This is a genomic window from Mucilaginibacter rivuli, from assembly GCF_019391655.1.
Lineage (GTDB): Bacteria > Bacteroidota > Bacteroidia > Sphingobacteriales > Sphingobacteriaceae > Mucilaginibacter > Mucilaginibacter rivuli.
Genome location: NZ_JAHXPQ010000001.1, coordinates 482,420 through 504,956 on the forward strand (window position 1 = coordinate 482,420; position 22,537 = coordinate 504,956).

Annotated in this window: 12 protein-coding genes; all 12 read left to right on the plus strand. The window is 42.5% G+C overall.

The window, feature by feature from the left end:
* The first annotated feature begins 58 nt into the window (after positions 1 to 58).
* The 12 genes from KXQ82_RS02200 to KXQ82_RS02255 all read left to right on the plus strand — a co-directional run bounded on the left by KXQ82_RS02200 (position 59) and on the right by KXQ82_RS02255 (position 22,441).
* Positions 59 to 2,617 carry a glycosyl hydrolase 115 family protein gene (locus KXQ82_RS02200; protein ID WP_219486381.1) on the plus strand — a complete coding sequence of 853 codons (2,559 nt, stop codon included), beginning with the start codon at positions 59 to 61 and terminating at the stop codon, positions 2,615 to 2,617.
* 245 nt (positions 2,618 to 2,862) lie between these two features.
* Positions 2,863 to 4,119, plus strand: coding sequence for a family 8 glycosyl hydrolase (locus KXQ82_RS02205; RefSeq protein ID WP_219486383.1), 1,257 nt, complete (start codon positions 2,863 to 2,865; stop codon positions 4,117 to 4,119).
* 39 nt (positions 4,120 to 4,158) lie between these two features.
* Entirely contained in the window at positions 4,159 to 5,523 is a 1,365-nt protein-coding gene (locus KXQ82_RS02210) for a glycoside hydrolase family 43 protein (RefSeq protein ID WP_219486385.1), read from the plus strand.
* A 78-nt stretch (positions 5,524 to 5,601) separates the two neighbouring features.
* Positions 5,602 to 7,155, plus strand: a complete 1,554-nt coding sequence (locus KXQ82_RS02215) for a glycoside hydrolase family 43 protein (protein ID WP_219486387.1) — start codon at positions 5,602 to 5,604, stop codon at positions 7,153 to 7,155.
* 27 nt (positions 7,156 to 7,182) lie between these two features.
* On the plus strand, positions 7,183 to 8,037 hold the full coding sequence (locus KXQ82_RS02220; protein ID WP_219486389.1) for a sialate O-acetylesterase: 855 nt from the start codon (positions 7,183 to 7,185) through the stop codon (positions 8,035 to 8,037).
* Between the two features lie 135 nt (positions 8,038 to 8,172).
* The gene (locus KXQ82_RS02225) at positions 8,173 to 9,363 is read left to right on the plus strand and encodes an SGNH/GDSL hydrolase family protein (RefSeq protein WP_219486390.1); all 1,191 of its coding nucleotides are present in this window, start codon (positions 8,173 to 8,175) and stop codon (positions 9,361 to 9,363) included.
* A 571-nt stretch (positions 9,364 to 9,934) separates the two neighbouring features.
* The gene (locus tag KXQ82_RS02230) at positions 9,935 to 11,440 is read left to right on the plus strand and encodes a fasciclin domain-containing protein (RefSeq protein WP_219486392.1); all 1,506 of its coding nucleotides are present in this window, start codon (positions 9,935 to 9,937) and stop codon (positions 11,438 to 11,440) included.
* Positions 11,441 to 11,549: 109 nt separating this feature from the next.
* Entirely contained in the window at positions 11,550 to 14,723 is a 3,174-nt protein-coding gene (locus tag KXQ82_RS02235) for a SusC/RagA family TonB-linked outer membrane protein (protein WP_219486393.1), read from the plus strand.
* A gap of 35 nt (positions 14,724 to 14,758) precedes the next feature.
* Positions 14,759 to 16,228: a RagB/SusD family nutrient uptake outer membrane protein gene (locus KXQ82_RS02240; RefSeq protein ID WP_219486394.1), complete on the plus strand. Its 1,470-nt coding sequence runs from the start codon at positions 14,759 to 14,761 to the stop codon at positions 16,226 to 16,228.
* A gap of 104 nt (positions 16,229 to 16,332) precedes the next feature.
* Positions 16,333 to 17,769, plus strand: coding sequence for a fasciclin domain-containing protein (locus KXQ82_RS02245; protein WP_219486395.1), 1,437 nt, complete (start codon positions 16,333 to 16,335; stop codon positions 17,767 to 17,769).
* A 100-nt stretch (positions 17,770 to 17,869) separates the two neighbouring features.
* The gene (locus KXQ82_RS02250) at positions 17,870 to 20,818 is read left to right on the plus strand and encodes a SusC/RagA family TonB-linked outer membrane protein (RefSeq protein ID WP_219486396.1); all 2,949 of its coding nucleotides are present in this window, start codon (positions 17,870 to 17,872) and stop codon (positions 20,816 to 20,818) included.
* 27 nt (positions 20,819 to 20,845) lie between these two features.
* Entirely contained in the window at positions 20,846 to 22,441 is a 1,596-nt protein-coding gene (locus tag KXQ82_RS02255; RefSeq protein ID WP_219486397.1) for a RagB/SusD family nutrient uptake outer membrane protein, read from the plus strand.
* Positions 22,442 to 22,537 lie beyond the last annotated feature (96 nt).

Sequence of the window (22,537 nt, forward strand, 5' to 3'; positions counted from 1 at the left end):
GTAAATTAAGGCTATTGGAAAGTTTTAATTCCTAATTATATTTAGTATTTCAAAGATCATGAAAATATTATCAGGGCGTTTATGTTTTTTCTTTTGCTGCATCTTAATAACCAACAAAGTTTGGGCCGATGATGGGCATGGCTATATTTCACTTGTGGCAGGTAAAGGTTATTTTCAGCTTTCGGCAAAGGGAGCCTCCACCTCGTTATGGACAGATGCTAATGATTATAAAGGCGTAATAATAGCGGCTAAGAACTTTCAGAACGATATTTTGGCGGTTACTGATAATAAACCACAGTTGCTTACTGGCAAACAAACCAGTAAACGAATGGTGATTATAGGCACCATAGGTAAAAACAGAATCATAGATGATCTCATCAAAAATAAAAAACTAAACGTAAGTGGTGTTACCGGTAAATGGGAAACCTTTACCATACAAACTGTGCAGAATCCTTTGCCGGGTGTTGATGAAGCTTTGGTAATTGCAGGTAGCGATAAGCGCGGAACTATTTACGGTATTTATGATGTATCGGAGCAGATCGGTGTATCGCCCTGGTATTACTGGGCCGATGTGCCGGTAAAAAAGCATACTGCTTTGTATGTAGTTCCGGGTAAGTATTCAATGGGTACGCCTGCTGTAAAATATCGCGGTATATTTATTAATGATGAGGCTCCGGCATTTTCGGGCTGGGCCAAAGAAAAGTTTGGCAGTGTAAACCACATGGTATACGAAAAAATGTTCGAGCTCATCCTTAGGCTTAAGGGTAACTACTTATGGCCTGCCATGTGGGGAAATGCATTTAATGATGATGATAAAGCTAATCCTGTACTTGCCGATGAATATGGAATAGTGATGGGCACATCACACCACGAACCTATGGATAGGGCACAACAGGAATGGAAACGTTATGGCAAAGGCGATTGGAATTACGAAATAAACAAACAAAACCTGCAGGATTTTTGGCGCAAGGGTATCGAAAATATGGGCAGCAAAGAAACCATTGTAACGGTAGGCATGCGTGGCGATGGCGATAAACCCATGACCGAAGGCAGCAACATTGCCTTGCTCGAAAATATTGTGAAAGACCAGCGCCAAATCATTAGCGATGTTTTGAAGAAAGATGCTTCGGAAGTGCCGCAAATGTGGGCCCTGTATAAAGAAGTGCAGGATTATTATGATAAGGGCATGCGCGTTCCGGATGATGTGACCTTATTATTATGCGATGATAACTGGGGGAATATCCGCAAATTACCTTCGCTTACCGAAAAGCCACGCAAAGGGGGGTACGGTATTTACTATCACTTTGATTATGTGGGTGGCCCACGCAATTATAAATGGTTAAATACAAATACCATAAGTAAAACATGGGAGCAGATGAACTTGGCCTATGCCTATAATGCCCGGCAGCTGTGGATAGTTAACGTAGGCGACCTGAAACCGATGGAGTACCCCATCAGCTTTTTTTTAGATTACGCCTGGAACCCCGATAACATACCTGTAACCAAACTGCATCAATATACGGTAGAATGGGTAGGCAAACAGTTTGGCAATGAACATGCCGTTGCAATTGCCGATATGCTTACCCGCTATACCCGGTACAATGCCCGCCGAAAACCGGAATTGCTTGACCAAACTACATACAGTTTAACCAACTATAACGAGTTTGAAAACGTAGTGAATGATTATAAATTACTTGAAAAACAAGCTCAGGCATTAAACGATAAACTACCAAAGAATTATCAGGACGCGTTTTTTGAATTGGTGCTGCACCCTATAAAAGCATGTGCCAACTTAAACGAGATGTATTTTGAAGCCGCGAAAAATAAGTATTATGTGCAGCAGCGTAATGCCATTGAAGCCAATAAAGCGGCTGCTATGGTAAAAACGCTGTTTGAGAAAGATCAGCAGATATCCGATTATTATAATAAAACCCTTGCGGGCGGTAAATGGAACCACATGATGGATCAAAGCCATATGGGATATACCTCATGGAACGACCCGCCTAAAAACCGCATGCCCTATGTTAAAACGCTAAATACGGATAGTAATACAAATACTGCTTTGTTACCTTCAACTGTTGTTCAACCTGCACCGAAAGAGGATGGGATACCTGCCGATAAATATGGTTATTTAGTTTTCGAAGCCGAACATTATTCGCGTGCTGTAGCTGCAAATGGGGTAGGCTGGCTAACTATTCCTGATTATGGCAACACACTTTCGGGTGTAACCCCCTGGCCGGTAACCGCTGCCAGAATGCAGCCCATTGATAAAAGCGCGCATCTGGAATATGATATCAGTGTTAAAGACTCCGGCATAGTTGCCATTACCTCTTATATATCGCCTTGTTTGGATTTTAAAAATGGTGATGGAAGGTATTACGCCATATCTGTTGATGATGAGTTGCCGCAAAAGGTAAATGCTGCAACCCGGGTTGATGGTCGCGATTGGGCAGCGGCGGTTTCAGACAATGTTAGAAAAATCATCACCAAACACCATATCACACGTGCCGGCAAACATACCATCAAATACTGGATGGTAGATCCGGCGGTGGTATTGCAAAAAATAGTAATTAATACAGGCGGATTAAAACCAAGCTACCTCGGCCCCGGGGAATAAAAACGCCACCGATACGATAAAACTTGTGGTGATGATCCGATTTATTGCGGATTATCACCCTTGTAAACATCTGTTGTATCAAAATCCACAAATAGCTTATCTCGGGTAAACCGAGCCAATTAGCTTTGAAGCGTGGCTTATGCCATTAATTAAACCAATTAGCCTGTTCGCCTTTTACAATCTGATAAAGAGGTGTTACCTGCTGATAACCTATTGTATTTACTGTAACGCTATAAAATTCGAATATGAGAAGAGCCATATTGTCGCTTTCCTTTTTTACACTGATGTTTAGTTTGGTGTCGGCACAAATTAAAACACCTGCTAAACCGGCTATTGAATCGGGCGTGTACCGTAATGTTTTCCTTGAAGCAGGCCATAAGCAAGCCGATATCGATGCGAAATTAGCCAAGGCGTATTATGATGTATTTGAAGGCCCCAATAAAGTTTATTTTGCTGTAGGCGATACCATGGCTTACGTATCTGATATTAAAAATCATGATGCGCGTACAGAAGGGCTTTCATACGGAATGATGATAGCTGTTCAGCTGAATAAAAAAGACGTTTTTGACAGGATATGGCGATGGTCTAAAAAATACCTGCAGCATCAGAACGGCCCCCGTGAAGCTTACTTTGGCTGGAGTATCAACCCCGAAACTACAAAGCGCAATTCTGAAGGCTCGGCATCAGATGGGGAGCTATATTTTGTTACAGACCTTTTATTCGCTTCAAACCGGTGGGGAAATAATGCCGGTATCGATTATTATAAAGAAGCGCGCCGGATATTGGATGCCATGTGGAAAAAGAACGGCGAAGGCAATATTTTCAACGTTATCAATATCGAGCATAAACAAATAACCTTTGTCCCGGAAGGAAATGGGTACACCTGGACAGACCCATCATACCATGTGCCTGCCTTTATGGAGGTTTGGGCACTATATGCTAAAGACGGGCATGAACAATTTTATAAGGACTGCGCCGATACTTCGCGCGCGTTTTTACACCGGGCCTGTAACCCGGTAACTGGCTTGAATACCGATTATACCGAATTTAGCGGCAAGCCCCACAGTACCTCATGGATGCCCGCCGCTTTCAGATATGATTCATGGCGTGTACCCATGAATATCGCGATGGACTATATCTGGTTTGGTAAAGACAAAGTATGGCAGGAAGATTATGCCAACTGCTTCCAGGGCTTTCTGCGTTCAAAAGGCATTAATAGTTTTGAAGACCAATTTAACCCCGATGGCACCCGGCCCGATTTTATTTTGCAGGCCGGTAAAGTACCTAAACTGCGCCACTCAATAGGTTTGGTTGCTACATCGGCAACGGCATCTTTAATAAATACCGGCCGGCAGAATCTTGATTTTATAAACGCGCTGTGGAACGCCAGGCTGGAGCCTTATAATGACGGTTATTTTGACCCGTATTATGATGGGCTGCTATACCTGTTTAGTTTGATGCACCTGAGCGGTAAATACCAGGTAATAAAACCCCATGCCTGATAAGGTTCAATTAACCTGCTAAATAACGGATGTGATACTATGAAAAAAAGTCCCAAAGCGTATATGTTAACCATCCTGGTAGCGTTTGCCCTGCAGTTTTGCTTTGCACAAAACCCTATGGTGCAAACTAATTATACAGCAGACCCCGCACCAATGGTTTACAATGGTAAAATGTATCTCTATACCAGCCATGACGAAGACAATTCTACCTGGTTTGTAATGAATAATTGGAAGCTGTATACTACCGAAGATATGGTAAACTGGACAGACCATGGTGCAGTTGGAGGGTACAAATTATTTGATTGGGCAATTGGCGATGCCTGGGCCATACAGGTAGTACAGCGTAATGGAAAGTTTTATTTGTATGCACCTGTTAAGTCAAAAGATAAATCGCGTTCTGCTATTGGCGTAGCAGTGGCAGATAGTCCTTACGGGCCTTTTTACGACGCACTTAATAAGCCACTCGTTAGTGTTAGTGACGGTGATATAGATCCTACGGTATTTATTGATGACGACGGCCAGGCATATCTATACTGGGGAAACCCGGATTGTTATTACGCAAAACTGAATGAGAACATGATTTCTATTAATGGCGATGCGGTTCACGTTCCCATGGTAGAAACATCATTTGGTAAAAGGGACGGAAATGTACGCCGGCCAACTCGTTATGAAGAAGGCCCCTGGTTGTATAAAAGGAATAGCTTATATTACCTCATTTGGGCAGGTGGCCCAATACCTGAACATATTGGTTATTCTACCGGTAAAAGTGCTACAGGACCTTGGCAATACGCCGGCACCTTAATGCCTAAGGAAGGGAAAAGTTTTACCAACCACCCCGGTATTGCTGATTATAAAGGCAAAACATACTTTTTTTATCACAATGGTGCATTGCCTGGTGGAGGTGGTTTTAACCGTTCTGTCTGTGTTCAGGAAGCATCCTTTAATAATGACGGTACATTGAAACAAATGAAAATGGAACCGGGTATCGCCAAAGGCCTGCAATACTTAAATCCATATCAAAAGGTAGAGGCGGAAACAATTGCCTGGTCCGAAAATGTAAAAGCTACACAGAATAAAGAAGTAGGGGTTTTTATTACCGCAATGGCAAACGGCGCTTACACAAAGGTAAAGGATGTGGATTTTCGAGATGGTGCCTCATTGTTTACAGCACGGGTGGGTACCACACATAATACAGGCATAACAATGGAAATCCATTTGGATAGTATTGACGGCAAGTTACTTGCTAACCCTAAAATTCCGCTCACCGGAGGCGATGACCGCTGGGCGCTGGTATCGGCCAGTGTGCCAAAAATACCAGGTGTGCACGATCTGTACTTTGTTTTTAGAGGAGAGAATAAACCCGGTGTAATACTGTATTTTGATTATTGGAGCTTCTCTAAATAGTACAGGTACATCAAATTAATGAAACGTAACAGAGGCTATTCTGTGGCAGCAATATCTTAGTAACAATTTAAAGCTAAAATGAAAACATTAACATCCATAATCATAAAGGTGTCTATATTCTTTATCCTGATATTGATGATATCAAAGCTTTTCGCGCAAAGCCTACATAGCGATAACGGAAATGGTACATATACCAACCCGGTAATCCCGGCCGATTTTCCAGACCCGGATGTGGTTAAGGTAGGCGATACCTATTATATGGTGTCAACTACCATGTTTATTTTTCCGGGAGTACCTATTATCAAATCGCACGACTTGGTAAACTGGGAATATTGCAGCAACGCGGTACCAAGGTTTGATTTTGGTAAGTGTTATGATCTGGAAGATTGCAACCGCTACGGGCATGGCCAGTGGGCTACCAGTATCAAGTACCATAACGGTAAGTTTTACCTCTTATTTATTACCCTTAACGAAGGTGGCTTTATGTGTACAGCATCAAAAGCCGAAGGCCCGTGGGAAGTGAAAAAATTACCCAAAGGATTTTACGACCCGGGTTTGTTTTTTGATGATGATGGCCGCATTTACGTAGCGCAGGGCTATGGCAAAATTTCGATAACAGAGGTTGATGAAAATTTAGCGCCTAAAACAAAAGACTCATTGGTATTTACCGGCAATATACGTGGCGGGCTCGAAGGCACCCACGTTTATAAAATTAATGGCTATTATTATTTGTACAGCACTTATGGTGGCGGCAATGGCATACAGGTAGCCTTGCGGTCGAAAAATATTTATGGTCCGTATGAGCAAAAGATAGTAATAAGCGATACCACCCCCGGTGTAACATTCGGCGTGCACCAGGGCGCTTTAATACAAACCAATACCGGCCAGTGGTGGACCATGCTTTTTGTTGATAGTGGCCCATTTGGCCGTTTCCCCTCATTACAACCCGTTACCTGGGTTGATGGCTGGCCAATGGTAGGCGTTAATGGCAAGGGCGTTATCACCTACAAAAAGCCTGATGTGGGTAAAACATATCCTATAAAAACATTCCCAACATCCGATGAGTTTGACAATAAGATACCTGGCATGCAGTGGGGCTGGAACCATAATCCCGATCCGGCAAACTGGTCACTTTCGCAAAGGCCGGGTTATTTAAGGCTTACTACAGGCAGGCTTGCGCCCGATTTAACTTTGGCCCGCAATACACTCACCCAAAGGCCATTTGCAAAATACACGCAGACCACTCCTACAATAGGTGTAACCAAACTGGATGTAGACCATATGAAAGATGGCGATAATGCAGGGATAGCGGTTTTTCAGGACCCTTATGCTTATATCGCCGTAAGGCAGCACAATAACAATAAATATATTGTGATGGTAAATAACGGTAAAACTATCGATTCGGTAGCTATCAATAAACCAACGGTGTATCTCCGTACCATAGCATCCAACGCTACTAAAAAAGCAAACTTTGAATACAGCTTCGATAATCAATCGTTCACTACTATTGGCAACGATTTGACAATGAAGTTTAACCTGAAAATATTTACCGGTAACAAATTCTGCCTGTTTAACTATGCTACCAAACAAACCGGCGGATATGTTGATTTTGATTGGTTCAGGATGGAATAGGAATGGTTTACACAATAACTAAATAAAATGAAGAAGATAAGATTACAAATGTTAGTAATAATTTGCCTGTTTTTTTACAGCGTAACGGCTTTTGCGCAGGATAAAAACTTTTATATATTTCTGTGTTTTGGTCAGTCGAACATGGAAGGGAACGCCAAAATTCAACCGCAGGATACTACCGTTGATAGCCGTTTCCAGGTTTTTGAAACGGTTGACTGCCCTGCCCTGGGCCGAAAAAAAGGTAATTGGTATCCTGCTGTGCCGCCACTGTGCCGCTGTAATACGGGGCTAACCCCGGCTGATTATTTCGGCAGGACATTAGTTGCCAATTTACCCGAAAAAATAAAAATAGGTGTTATCAATGTTTCGGTAGCGGGTTGTAAAATTGAATTGTTTGAGAAAGGCAAAAATAAAACCTACATACCAACCGCGCCGCCATGGATGGTGGGCATGATAAAAGAATATGACGGCGACCCCTATGAGCATTTAATGGAGATGGCAAAGCTTGCCCAAAAATATGGCGTGATAAAAGGCGTGCTTTTACACCAGGGCGAATCAAACACGAACGATACCCTTTGGACACAAAAAGTTAAGGGCATATATGGTAATCTGTTGAAAGACCTCAACCTGAAATCAAAAAAGGTGCCTTTACTGGCGGGCGAAGTAGTAAATGCCGATCAAAGTGGTATATGCGCCTCTATGAATAAGATCATCGCAACGTTACCCGGAGTTATTCCTAATTCGTATGTTATTCCATCAGCGGGGTGCCCGGCAGGAGCAGATAAATTGCATTTTACCGCCGAAGGCTACCGCATGTTAGGAAAAAGGTATGGCGAACAAATGTTGACCTTGTTGGGATACAAAATTAAAACGGAACAATAACTCGAATTAGTTTTTATAATAATTTATAAGGACTTTAATAATAACATTATGCATCATAGAGTAAACACTCTTTTAATATCGATAAAACCCAGGCACTCATTTGCGCGGGTAGTGATTTTAGGCTTGCTGTTGTGTATGCTTACATTTTTTGGCTTTTCAAGGCCACCTGCTGAAAAAAAAACATCTCCACCTAAAAAAAACTGGGTAGGTACATGGGGTACAGCCCGGCAACTTGTTGAACCGGGTAATATGCCGCCCGCGCCGGGTCTGAGCAATAATACACTGCGCCAGGTGGTATGTGTATCTGTTGGCGGCAAAAACCTGCGGCTAAAGTTTTCGAACGAGTTCAGTAAAAGCCCGGTAACCATTAAATCAGTCCAGATTGCTGCTTCAATGGGTGGGAGTGTAATTGATGCAGCCACTACAAAAACTTTAAAATTTAACGGTAAGCAAGAGGTTATTATGGATGCAGGCAGCGAACTGATTTCAGACCCCGTAGCATTTGATCTGAAACCAAGGCAGGAGGTAGCCATCACTATTTTCTTTGGCGAAACATCACCAACAGTTACAGGCCATCCGGGATCGCGTACTACATCGTACCTGCTTGCAGGAGATCATACTTTGCCTGGTGATAATTTTGCTGATGCTGTAAAAACCGACCATTGGTATATGATAACGGGAATTGATGTGGAAGCTAAAAAAACGGCTGCGGCTGTTGTTGTTTTTGGTGATTCAATTACAGATGGCAGAGGTTCAGGAACAAATAAACAAAACAGGTGGCCGGATATATTGGCGCAATGCCTTTTAAAAAGCAGCACCAAACAAGTTGGGGTGCTTAATATGGGTATTGGCGGTAACGCTGTGCTTAAAGGCGGGCTTGGGCCAACCGGGTTAAACCGTTTTGAACACGATGTATTGAAACAAAGCGGTGTGCACTGGCTAATTATATTTGAAGGCGTTAATGATCTTGGTGGCACGCGGGATAGTATCGCGGCTTTCCAGGTTGCAAATTCGCTTATTGCCGCTTACCAAAAAATGATTGGCGATGCACATGCCCAGGGTATTAAGGTTTATGGCGTTACCATTACTCCGTTCAAAAAATCGGGGTATTACCGTACTTATCGTGATGCCGCCCGCACTACTATTAATGATTGGATACGGGCGAATGGAAATTTTGATGCAGTTATTGACCTGGATAAAACCATACGCGACCCCAATGATATAGCCACTTTACTGGCCGAAGCACAAACAGGAGATTATCTTCATCCCAATGAATTGGGCTATAAAATGTTTGGCGAAGCTGTGGATCTTTCTCTTTTCAAATAATGGTTGATCGAATTAATCAAAAGTTTTGATATGATAAGTGTAAATCACTGCAGGCAGAATAACCATGGTTTGTTTTTAGCATTTAGCTTCATATTAATAGTCTAAATCATCTTTCCAATATATCTAATTACTACAAAAAATGATCTTTTTTAAAGAAATATGAAGTATAATTAATTGATTATAAGGTGTTTAATTAAATTGAACATTCTTGCTACTATATTATACAATTGTTACATAGGCCATACCTGTACTACTTTACTTTTACAACAACCAAATATAACCTGGTATAAACCAGAGTAACCAATTTATTGAACCTAAACCTATACATTATGAAAATGGATAGTACTTAACCCGGTCGGCTGCGGATTTGTGATCTTTTATTTTTCCGCAATCGGTTGAAATTTTGATGGCCTTGTAGCTGAATAAGTACAATACGCTGTCTGAAATTCGATCAGCATTCTGTAGCCCGGATGGCATGATTTACCTAATACAGACTTTCTCTAGTTATTTAAGCATGATTAAAATTATACCAAAGCATTCCACTTCAAACAAAATCTGGCTCCTTATATTAATGATGGCGGCCGGTTGTTTGCTTATAAGCAGTTGCAAAAGCAGTTTTGACGATTATTACAGCAATAATTCGAATACCAAAGGCGGGTATTTATACAGCAAACTGCAAGGCAACCCCAAATTTTCAATTTTTACAGCCGGGTTAAAACGAGCCAGTATTGATCCCTTTATATCTTCCGGAGGCTTATATACTGTTTTTGCACCTACCGATAGTGCTTTTAACGTTTACCTGAAAGCTAAAAATTACAGCACAATTAACGATGTGCCTATTGATACCTTGTTCTCTGTGTTGAGCTATCACATAGTTAACAATATGTGGTATTATTACGATTTTAAAGTTCGGTTCCAGGGCTTTCAACAAAGCTTGTTCCTTACCCGGAGTAAAAAATTTGTAAATGTGTCGGTTGCAGCACTTGATACGCTGAGTGTTAACGGCGTACCTGTTATAAAAAGTTTAAGGGATATAGGTGCAGATAATGGGGTAATACATGGCATTGGCCAGGTGTTGATACCCAATGCCAACCTTGAGCAAAAATTACTTACCGACCCGCAGCTTAACACCAGTACATTTTACCGGTTAATGAAGGTTTGCTCGGCACGTACTTATGACAGGTTTAACAGTTATGATAAAAATCACGATGGCTTGCTCGATTCTGTTTTTTACACGGCATATCCTTATCTGTCTACCGTATATACGGCAATTGAGTATCAAACCAATACTTTAGCCAGTGATCAGGGAGGCGACCCGGTTTTCACTACCATTTTAATGCCTACCAATGCGGTTTTAGATCCTATAATTGCCCCGACATTAGCCAAAATAGGAAGTACTGTTACAGATAAGATCGCAGCCCTATCACCTATCTATGCAAAAGCTGTACTCGAATCGTATTTCATAGGTTTACAGAGTGTTTCGTCAAACACACTCATTAAACGGCCAACAGTTTTAAGCACTGTTAACGGAGCAACAATACCCGCGCTCACGGCCGGGGCATTTGTAAGGCCGGATATTATTGCCAGCAACGGGGTTATTCATATCATCAATACCACATTCCCTACCTCCGATTTGTTGAAGAGCGGCATTGGACAGGCTTTGAGCGATCCCGAACTTTCAACCTTTTGGTTAGCTGTTCAAAAAGCAGGCTTATTGTCAACCTATGGTGTAAGTTCACGGGCCGGAACGCTGTTTGCGCCAACCAACGCTGCTTTAGCAAGTGCCGGTTTAGACTTAACCGCCATGACCCTTAACGGAGCCCCGCTTACCACGGCTACATTAACCAATCTGATCAAGGTGCACATGATAAACTCCAACTTAGCCTCAACGGCACTGCCAAATGCAGTATTGGGCACAGATCTGAGTTCTACCGAACAGCTGACCTTTGATAGTACAGGTAAAAAGGTAACCAGCCCGACAGGCAATGTGGCCAACATTACATTGCCGGCGGTTGGTATAGGCCCAAGCAATATAGGTTATGTGTACAAGATAGACCAGCTGTTGATACCACAATAATCAGCCAGGCACATCTTATAAAACTGAATTAAAAAACTCATTAGCGATGTTAAAATATAAATTAAAAAAATACATCCTTTATATAATTCCAATTGTGATAGTTTGCAGCATGGGTTTTAATGCCATGGCGCAAACCCCAACAGTTGCAGTAATTAAAGGCTCTGTTATTGATTCGAAAGATAAATCGCCGTTACCCGGTGTTACTGTTGTTGAAGTAAACCAGAACGACAGGCAGGTAGCCGCAACCTCTACTGACGATAAGGGCCGGTATGTACTTAAAATATCCAGTAAAAGTAATAAGGTCAGGTTCTCATTTATCGGTTACCAATCTCAAACTATTACTATTGATGATAAAACTACTATTGATGTATTGCTGAAAGAAGCACAGTCGAGAGATCTGGACGAACTTGTAGTAAGATCAAAAGTAACCGAGCGTATTTCCACAGGGTTTGGCGATCAATCTCCGCGCGATAAGATAGGCGCGGTAGCTTCTGTTACTGCTGATATGTTGGCCGGCCAACCGGTTACAACTATCGATCAGATGATACAGGGCCAGGCGCCGGGCGTACAGGTTGTATCAAACTCGGGCGATCCGGGCGGTGGTACAAGCATCGTTATCCGTGGCCAGGGTTCTATTTCAGCCGGGAATGATCCTTTGTATGTTATTGATGGTATCCCAATCATTTCTACACCGTTTGATAACAGCAACGCTGCAGCAAACTACGCGCGTTCAAACCCGATAGCGGATTTGAACCCCAACGATATCCAAAAAATAGATATTTTAAAAGACGCCAGTGCCGCTGCCATTTATGGTGCCAGGGCGGCAAACGGTGTAGTGCTCATCACAACAAAACGAGGTAAACCCGGCGTAACCAGCATTATTGTTAACTCGCAGTTTTCTTTACAGCAAAGCCCGCGGCCTATCCCCGTACTTAACGCTACCGATTATAAGGTTATGCGTTTGGAGGCGGAGCAAAATAATAATAATATTAACCCATCAACCACAACATTATTGCCTTTGGTTGATGACCCTACCTATCAAAACTTTTGGCTGTATCAATCAAATACCAATTGGTTAGCCGCGTTAAGCCGCCTGGGCTTTACACAAAACTACAACATGTCATTAAGCGGTGGCGGCGAAAGCGCCCGTTACAATTTCAGTACATCATACAGCGATGCATTGGGTTCGATGATAAACACAGGCTTTAAACGCTTTACGGGCCGATTTAACCTCGACTATAAAGTGTCGGACAGGTTACGTTTTACCGCTAATATTGCTTATTCGCGCAGTAAAACCAATAGCTACGCAAATAATGGCGGCGGTACACTTTATTACAACGCCCTGGTGCGCTCACCGGCAATGCCAATATATGATGTAAGTTATGTTGATGGCAGCTCGTTGCCTAACTATATGTCGTTAGGTGGTGTTAACGGTTCACAGGATAACCCGATAGCATTTGCCAACTCGGTTGATAATGCTTCATACAGTACCAATCTTAAACCAAATATCAGGGCCGAATTGCAGATTGCCAAAGGGCTTAAATTTACCAACAACGCTTCGCTTGATTTTGTAGGCGATAATGCCAGTTACTTTCAGCCTGCTATAGCAACCGGCGTTATCTGGAACAGTAACCAGTTTAACCGGGTTGACACACGCGATTTTGAGCGTACACAAATGATATTTGATAACCTGTTAAGTTATACCAAAACCTTTGGTAAAAAGCTGGTTTCAAACTTTTTGTTTGGCAACACATTCAACACCTTCAAATCAAACCAATTAACGGCTCAGGCCTATGCCACTGCCGATGGCAGCATGAAAACGCTGGGTAATGGCGGTGGTTATAACAGCATTGGTTCAAACTCTGCCACCGAAACCATCCTCTCGCAGTTTGTAAGAGCTGATATGGTTTATGCCGATACCTATGGTTTCAACTTTACCATGAGAAGAGACGGCTCGTCTAAATTCGGGGGATCTAACAAGTATGGTTACTTCCCTTCTGTTGGTGGCTACTGGAGGCTCTCCAACAAAAAAGCCCTGAAGGATAGTAAGCTGGTATCCGATCTGAAACTAAGGGCATCATGGGGCCAGTTAGGCAACAGCGGTATCCCCAACTACGCTTACATCAGCCAGTTTGCACAAGGTACCAACTATATGGGTTTAAGCGGCGTTAGCCAAAACAACCCACAATTAAATCACCTGAAATGGGAAACCAGCGAATCAACAAACCTTGGTTTAGACGCGTCATTCTTTAAAGACAGGATTGGTATTACCCTCGAAGTGTATAACCGTATCACTAAAGATCTGTTGTATAACCTGGCTTTACCAACAACCAGCGGTTTAACAAGCTCAATATTAACTAACCTGGGTAACATACGTAACCGTGGTATCGAGTTAAACCTTACCGGTACGCCTGTAGCGCTTAAAAACTTCAGCTGGAACACTTCATTCAACATCGCAACCAACATCAATAAAGTGCTATCGTTACCGGGCGGTACCGTTACAACATCTGATAGTTATGGAGGCTTTACCTCGCAAATAAAAGAGGGCGATGCTTTGGGAACATATTATGGCCTGGTTTTTAAAGGTGTTTACGCGCGTGATGCTGATGCTATTGTGCACGATAAGAATGGTAACATCATATATGAACTGGATGGGATAACCCCACGTTCATTGCATATAGGAAGCGAAACCGGGAACGTGTATAAAGGTGGCGACGCGATATTTGAAGACTTTAACCATGATGGTATTATAAACGATCAGGATAAAGTACGTATAGGCGATGCGAATCCAAAGTTTTTTGGTGGATACAATAACACCTTTACTTATAAAAACTGGAGCTTCCGGTTCTTCATTCAATACCAATATGGTAATGATATTATCGATGGTATCCGCTTACAGCTCGAAAGCATGACCAATTCAAACAACCAGGCTTTATCTGTACGCAGGCGCTGGCGCACACAGGGCGATGTTACCGATATCCCCCGTGCCCTGGCTACTGATACACGCAATGTTCTGCCTTCTACAAGATGGATAGAGGATGGTTCTTACGCGCGGATAAAGTTTGTGACATTGAGTTACAAAGTACCTGCTGCATTTTTAAGGCGCATTAACATATCAGGCCTGGATATGTTTTTTACAGCAAACAACCTGTACACCTGGACAAAATACACAGGTGCTGATCCGGAAATTTCATTGGGAAGTAACCCCGCGTTTATTGGGGTAGATCAGGGTTTAACGCCACAAACTAAGGGTTACACATTTGGCTTTAACCTTAAATTTTAATACGCAGAACGTTTTATAAACAAAATTGATAAGAGATGAATTTTATAAATATAAAAAAACGTGGTTTGGGTTTGGCGGTAATGCTGATAGCTGTACTAAGTTTTGGCTGTGGTAAATACCTCGACCAAAAACCATCGGACTCATTAACCCGGCAGGAGTTTTTTAAAAACGAAGCCGATGCTAATGCCGCTATGATAGGTGTTTATGATGCCTTGCAAGGCTGTGTTACACAATTTTTAAGCTGGGGCGAGTACCGTGGCGATTTGATAAGCCCTACCATCCAGAGCACAACAAATTATCCGTATTACGAAGCATTTTCATCTGATAATACAACCAATATCAGCTCCGCTTCTGATTGGTCGGCAGTTTATAAAATGATCGGCCGTGCAAATATTGTTATCGAATCGGTGCCGGGCATTGTTGGTGCTGATCAGAACTTTACACAGGCAAAAAGCGATGCGATTGTTGGTCAGGCACGTTTTTTAAGGGCGCTGGGTTATTTTTACCTGGTGCGTACCTTTAAAGAAGTGCCGCTGATATTAAGCGCATCAAGCAATGATGATGTAAACTTCAGGTTACCAAAATCGTCAGCTGATGTGATTTTAGACCAAATTGAAACAGACCTGAGCTTTGCAGAAGGTGTAGTACCTGCACAGTATTCAACAGACCAGGCAACCAGGGGTACCGCAACCAAAGGAGCTATTAATGCTTTGCAAACCGATGTGTACCTGTGGCGGGCCAAGTATCAGCAAGCTGTTGATGCATCACAAAAATTGCTGAACAACAGTTTATATACGTTGGTACCGGGAAGTAACTGGTTTAGCCTTTTCGCGCAAAAAAATACTTCCGAAAGCATTTTTGAAGTTCAGTATGATTATAAGATATCCGAAACTAACGGTCTTCGCGGTGTATCGGGTAATTTTATTGTTAATCCGGGGCTGGTAAGTTCTTATACTATAGAACAGGATAAAACACGTGGTTTAAACTATACTTACGTTAATGCCGGATCGAACGTTTTTTGGAAATACACGGGCTTAAGTGTTAATGGTACCACAAATATTGGCAGGCCAACAGATGACCCTGACTTTATTATTTACCGTTTGGCAGATGTAATGCTTTTACGTGCCGAAGCGCTTACACATTTAGGCGTAACGCAAAAACAGGAAGCGATAGATATTATCAATGCCATCCGTACCAGGGCCGGCATAGCAAACTATGTTGGAGTTGATGGCTCTGCATCCACTGCTTTATTGCAAAGCTATGTTTTAAAAGAGCGCGGATTAGAGTTGGCCATGGAGGGGAAAAGATGGTTTGACCTTGTGCGCGAAGCCACAAATGATAACAACCCCGACCTGCTCATTAATGCTGTAGCCTTATCGCGTACAGTTGCCGAGCGGGCGCTCATCAGATCAAGAATAATTGACCCGAGGAGCTGGTATTTGCCAATATTAAGTACAGAGCTTAATAAAAACCCCTTATTGGTACAAAACCCTTACTATTTATAGCCTGAAACTTTTGATTAGATATCAATATAATAGTTATGAAAATATTCGACATTAAAAATTGGGGGGTAACACGTGTATTCACGCGGCTCTCTATTATTGCCCTGATGGCAGTTTCACTGTCTGCCTGCAGGGATAACAGCCTTTCTTATATGGTAAAAGACAGGCAGGTGTATATGTTTGATCAGATCTCGCAAGACACTTCTTTGTCGTTAACCGTTCAGGCGTTGCAAATTGCAAATATGGCGCCCACCCTTAACACTTACGGGCCGTTCACGTTTTTCGCACCTGATAACGCCGGCTGGAAACAATATTTTAAAAACAAGGGTAAAACCAGCCTAACAGATTTTACCGCGGCGCAATTAAAAACGGTTTTAACCTATCTTATTATGCCCACACGTTTGTACGCGGCTAACTTTATACAAGGCCCGCAGGCTACAGCATCAGGCGCAGGCGATTTTTTAACGCTCGATATATCTAAAGGCTATAAGTATAATGCCATAGCTAACGGTATAGCACATGTTTACCAAACCGATATTGTTTTTTCAAACGGGCTGGTGCATAAAATGGATGCCGTAATTGACCCGCCTACCCTTACCATTGGCCAGTTCCTATCACAAAACCCCAATACCTACAGTGTATTAACAGCCGGCCTGCAACGTGCCGGGCTGTTAGATACGCTTACCCTGTTAAACGACAAAAATAATACCCGTGTTGCATTAACGCTGTTTGCAGAAACCAACGATGTTTTGAAAGCGGCAGGGATAACAACATTTGCTAATATGCCATTACCTGAGCTGAAGAGCTTTATGTTATACCATATTATCAAGGGGGCTAATTTTAGCTCAAGTTATACGCCATACACAGCCCCTATAGCCGGTATAAAATTAATTGAGCGGTATGATAATACGATTTTGACGCTTGATAACCAGAATTGGATCTATTTCAACCTTGCTGATTTAAAACTGATCAATAACTCCACTATTGGTTTATCAGCAAGCGATATATTGATGCGCAATGGCATCATTCATAATGTGGATAAGCACATGGTATTTGATACTACTATTGATAATCAAACTACTAAACGGACTCAGATTTATCACTATTTCAGTTTAGCGAGCAGCTTTGCATACGGTGTTACCGGTTTTGCAGCAGGCGCCCCACCGCCAACTACCACAAGCGGTAACTGGCGTATATATGCTGAAAGCGGAACAGGAACCACACGCGGAACTATCAATTGCTTGTTTTATAGTCCGCATGCCACAAACGACTCATTGACATCAATAGTTAAAAACATTAGAAGGGGTACTTACCGCATCGAAGCGAATTACAAAGGCGGCGGCCGTGGTACATACCAGTTAATGTGCGGTAACGATCTGATCGGAACACCACTTAACTATGGCCTTGGCACTACCTGGGAACAAAAGGTTTTTGTTGGCAACTACACATTTAAGCAAAGCGGTGATATCAAGTTAAAACTTGTTTGTACTGTAGTGGGTGGCCTTGACCTGGATTGTTTTGTATTGACGCCGGTGTATAAGTAGCATGATTGAATGAACAGAAACGGGGTAACATATTTTTTGCCGGGTACGGACAAAACTAATGCCCCGTTTCTTAAAAATATTGACTTTTTAAACTAAAAAAATGATAAAAATTCAACTCCAAACAATTCGTTTTTTGGGTTTGGTGGCATTAGGGTTAGTACTGTTTTGCCCTGCTTTTGCGCAAAACAAAACCGCGCCCAAATTATCCAAAATAGATTCACTAAAGGCTTTAATATCTCAAAGAGATAACCAGGAGGTTCAAAACCCCGATGTTGGGTACCTGGGTGTTAAACAACAACCCTCAATAGGCACGGTTACTACCATTGCAGATAGCCGGTATAAAGAACTTACTTCGCAATCAATCGGTGCCTTGTTGCAAGGCCAGGCTCCAGGTGTGCATGTGGTAAATACATCGGGTGCGCCGGGTGCCGGTGCTTTGGTAAATATCAGGGGAGTATCAACTATCAATTCGGGTACAACACCATTGTATGTTATTGATGGTATCCCGGTAAGGGCAATACGTAACCCGTCCCCGTTAGCGCTCAATGCTGATAACGATCCGCTGGCCGATATCAACCCGCATGATATTGCTTCGATAAGTATTTTAAAAGATGCTTATTCAACGGCGCCGTATGGTGTGCGTGGCGGCAATGGTGTGGTTATAATTAACACTTACGGTGGCACCAGCGGTAAAACCCTGCTTGATATTACTCTTAACTCGGGGCTTTCATGGGCACCTAAAACTTTACCTGTGTTTAACGCAGATCAGTACCGTTCATACATTGTTGATGAGGAAACCTCAAGGGGCCAAACAGCCGCCCAGATTAAAACCGGTATGGGGCGTTATTTATTGCTCTCTACGCCGGCAAATCAGCTTTGGAGGTATAATAACAATACCGACTGGCAGCAACAGGTGCTTCAAAACGGCAACCTTAATGATCTGCATATGGTATTACGTGGCGGCGATGCTGTGGCAAAATACTCGCTCATTGCAGGGTACACTAATCAAAAAGGTGTTATAGCTACTACCAACTTCGATCGGTTTAGCGTGAGGTTTAACCTTGATTATAAAGTTGGCCGTAAGCTAACATTTATTAATAGCCTGGCTTTTATCCGTACCGATAAAACACTGAAAGACGAAGGAAATGTAAAGGCCTCAAACCCTCTGCTTTTGGCTACTTTAAAAAGCCCTACGCTTACCTCTTTACAGCAGGATAATTTTGGAAACGTATTGCGCGATCCGGACAGTTCCGACTATGCAGGCCGCAACAACCCCTATGCCGTGATCAACAAAATGCGTAACGAAAACAACACTAACCGCATATTTGGCAGAATTACAGGTCAATACACATTTTCGCCTAATTTAAACCTGCGTATTGGTATAGCTGCTGATTTTGACAGGTTGAACGAGATACGCTTTGTGCCATCGGCAGGCTTTGCACCAATTACTTATGTTAACAGATATTCGGCACAGGCAAACAGTACCGAATTGATGGTATTGAATGAGAACACGTTAAACTACGAGAACAAATCAAAATCAGGCGATCATGTAGTATCTGCATATTTAGGTAACTCGTTTCAATCAACTTCGCTTGATTCTAAATACATCAAAGCGATAAACTCAACAGCCGATCAATTCCTTATCAATACAAACGACCCCAATTTTATCGATTCGATAAGCTCATCTCAACCCACCTGGAAACTTGTTTCGTTTTTCACAGGTGTGCAATACAGCTACAAATCTAAATACACCATAGGGGCTAATATCCGTGCCGATGGCTCAAGCCGTTTTGCGCAAGGGCATCAATGGGGTTATTTTCCATCGGTAGCCGGTTCATGGCGTGTATCAAAAGAGAATTTCTTTAACCTGAACCCTGTATTGTCCGATCTGTCGCTCAGGGCAAGCTACGGTATAACAGGCAATGATGATGTTGGCTATTATAATGGCTATAACTCTTTTGTAGCTGCAGAATATCAAGGCTATTCGGCAGTTAAACTGGGTTTTTTGGGTAATGCCAATTTTACCTGGGAAGAAACAAAGCAATTTGATGGTGGCATTGATATAGGTTTGTTTAAATCAACGGTTGAGCTTACGGCTAACTACTATAGCCGTGTTACCAATAACCTGTTAAATTCTATTAATCTTCCGGGCATCAGTGGCTTCAAATCGTATTCAGTTAGCGAGGGCTCAATAAGGAACCGCGGCCTTGAGCTTGGTTTAGCCATTAAAGCTAAAAAAGGTGATTTTGCATGGAACTCCGGCTTTAACATCACCTTTAACAACAATACAATAGTATCCTTACCCGATAGGATAAATCCTGTTGTTAATTACCCGGGCGGCTTTAGTTCTGTTTTACAGGTAGGTAGCCCTATAGGTGCATTTTATGGATACAATACATTGGGTGTTTATAGCAAAACAGCGGATGTTAATGTGAAAAATGGTGCAACTAACGCCGCGCCGTTTAAAGGTGGCGATATTATTTTTGAAGATGTAGATAAGAACGGTATAATAGACACTAACGACCGTAAAATAATAGGTAACACCAACCCTAAATTTTTCGGAGGTTTCCATAATACTTTTTCTTACAAAATGTTCGATTTGACGGTGTTTATGGATTTTGCTTACGGCAATCAGGTTTACAATGCACAGCGCGCCGCGTTAGAGTCAATGTCTAACTATGATAACCAATCAACCACCATACTTAACCGCTGGCGCCAGGATGGCGATATCGCTACCATGCCACGTTTGCAGTACGGCGACCCTGAAGGTAACAACCGTTTTTCGAGCCGCTGGATAGAGGATGGATCATACGTACGTTTCAAGTCGGTAACATTTGGATACAATATGCCGCTTAAAAGTAAAAAGCTCGGTAGTGTATTTAAGAGTGTAAGGATACAGGTAACAGGCCAAAACCTGTACACTTTTACAAAGTACAAAGGCTACGGGCCCGAAGTAGGCAGTGCCGTAAACCAGATTATGTATGGTGCCGACTATGCAAGTTTACCTCAATACAAAACGGTTTACCTGGGTGTTAAACTTGGTTTATAACAGTTGAATATTTATAAAAAGACAATTATGAAAGTTTTTTCAAAAAATAAGTTAGTATCATACACGGTGTTGTGTGTGGCTGTGCTAACCATAGGCACTATATCATCCTGCAAAAAGTTTTTAGATGTTGCTCCAACAGACGTAACCCGTGATAAGGATTTTTTAACCGATTATTGGGATGCGCAATACATGTTGCGCGGCGTTTACCAGGAACTGCAGCCTTTAACAGATTATATGTTTGTGTTAGGCGAAGTACAGGGCGATTGGGCCAAACCGGGTACCGGTGCTGATAGTGATATTATTCAGCTTGCCGAGCACCGGGCTAAACCAACAAACAGGTATACCAACTGGAGCCCATATTACGATTTGATAAACAGGGCAAATTACCTGATAAAAAACATTTCGCGAGTTCCCCGCGATCAGAATAATTTTTCGGAGTTTATGATGAACCAGTACATTGGCGAGGTAAAGTATTTGCGGGCCTTCGCCTATTTTCACCTGGTGCGTAACTGGGGCGATGTGCCTTTTACAACTACTCCGGTAGATGATATCAGCAAAGTGGCTTACCTGCCTGTAACGCCGCAAAATACCATATTAGATTCAGTAGAGAACGATTTAACACAGGCATTCGCTAAAACAGATTTTGCCATTAATGTTTTTAATGAAGATGGTACCCTAAGGCAAAGTAATGAGCAAACCAGGCACCGTGTTTGTAAAGGTACCGTATGCTCGCTGCAGGCCGAAGTATATTTATGGCGAAACAAATATGCCCTGGCCAATACTGCCTGCCAGGCATGGCAGAATACCGGCCAGTACCCGTTTATTTTAAATGGCAGCGCCAGTTGGTATGATATTTTTACATTGGGTAACCAATTGTTTAACGAGCCCATGTTTATGGTAAGCTTTGTTTATGCCACCCGCGAAACAAGCACACTTATGGCTTTAACATCTAATGATCCGGCATCAGGTGGTAAGTATGTTATTGCTCCATCTGATGTTGCTATGAAAACGTATAACCCTAACTGGCCAAACAGCATAGGTACATCAAACACTACTGATGAGATATACCGTGGCTTTGGTGCAAGCTATGCAGGCAGCGCGCCTTACTACAACAGGGTAGGCAGCAGCGCGCCTGTAATATGGAAGTATTTAGGTACCGCCAGAGTTGCCGCTGCAACTATTGATGTGCCGGCACCGGTTAGGTTGCCTTATCGCAGTGAAGGTGATTTTCATATCACGCGCCAGGGCGATTTATATTTGCTTTGGGCAGAAGCATTGAACAGGCTGGGCGATAAAGCCAACGCGATTTCAAAGATCAACAGCGTTAGGGGCCGCGCGGGTATGCCTGCAAGTACCGTAACAACGGCTTCAACCAATGATCAGATAGAGGATTATATTTTAAGAGAAAGGGGCCTTGAATTAGGTTACGAAGGCAGGCGCTGGTATGATTTGATGCGTATTGCAAGGCATGGTCGCCCACGCGTTTTGATTGATGCTGTAGAAAATCGTGCTCCGGCTTCGTTAAAGCCGTATCTCGAAGCAACGCTATCAGATCCTGCTAAGTGGCTTTTACCATACAACGCCAATGAACTGCAATTGAACCCTAATATCAAACAGCATTAATAATAGCAAGGTATCTTAAGCAAGTAATTAAGCATTTGACCCCGATTAATTACAAGGCTGTTCATGAATGTATGAACAGCCTTTATCGATAAAATA

Coding starts and splice junctions, on each gene's coding strand:
- KXQ82_RS02200 (WP_219486381.1), top strand. CDS start 59: ATGAAAATATTATCAGGGCGTTTATGTTTTTTCTTTTGCTGCATCTTA.
- KXQ82_RS02205 (WP_219486383.1), top strand. CDS start 2,863: ATGAGAAGAGCCATATTGTCGCTTTCCTTTTTTACACTGATGTTTAGT.
- KXQ82_RS02210 (WP_219486385.1), top strand. CDS start 4,159: ATGAAAAAAAGTCCCAAAGCGTATATGTTAACCATCCTGGTAGCGTTT.
- KXQ82_RS02215 (WP_219486387.1), top strand. CDS start 5,602: ATGAAAACATTAACATCCATAATCATAAAGGTGTCTATATTCTTTATC.
- KXQ82_RS02220 (WP_219486389.1), top strand. CDS start 7,183: ATGAAGAAGATAAGATTACAAATGTTAGTAATAATTTGCCTGTTTTTT.
- KXQ82_RS02225 (WP_219486390.1), top strand. CDS start 8,173: ATGCTTACATTTTTTGGCTTTTCAAGGCCACCTGCTGAAAAAAAAACA.
- KXQ82_RS02230 (WP_219486392.1), top strand. CDS start 9,935: ATGATGGCGGCCGGTTGTTTGCTTATAAGCAGTTGCAAAAGCAGTTTT.
- KXQ82_RS02235 (WP_219486393.1), top strand. CDS start 11,550: ATGGGTTTTAATGCCATGGCGCAAACCCCAACAGTTGCAGTAATTAAA.
- KXQ82_RS02240 (WP_219486394.1), top strand. CDS start 14,759: ATGAATTTTATAAATATAAAAAAACGTGGTTTGGGTTTGGCGGTAATG.
- KXQ82_RS02245 (WP_219486395.1), top strand. CDS start 16,333: ATGGCAGTTTCACTGTCTGCCTGCAGGGATAACAGCCTTTCTTATATG.
- KXQ82_RS02250 (WP_219486396.1), top strand. CDS start 17,870: ATGATAAAAATTCAACTCCAAACAATTCGTTTTTTGGGTTTGGTGGCA.
- KXQ82_RS02255 (WP_219486397.1), top strand. CDS start 20,846: ATGAAAGTTTTTTCAAAAAATAAGTTAGTATCATACACGGTGTTGTGT.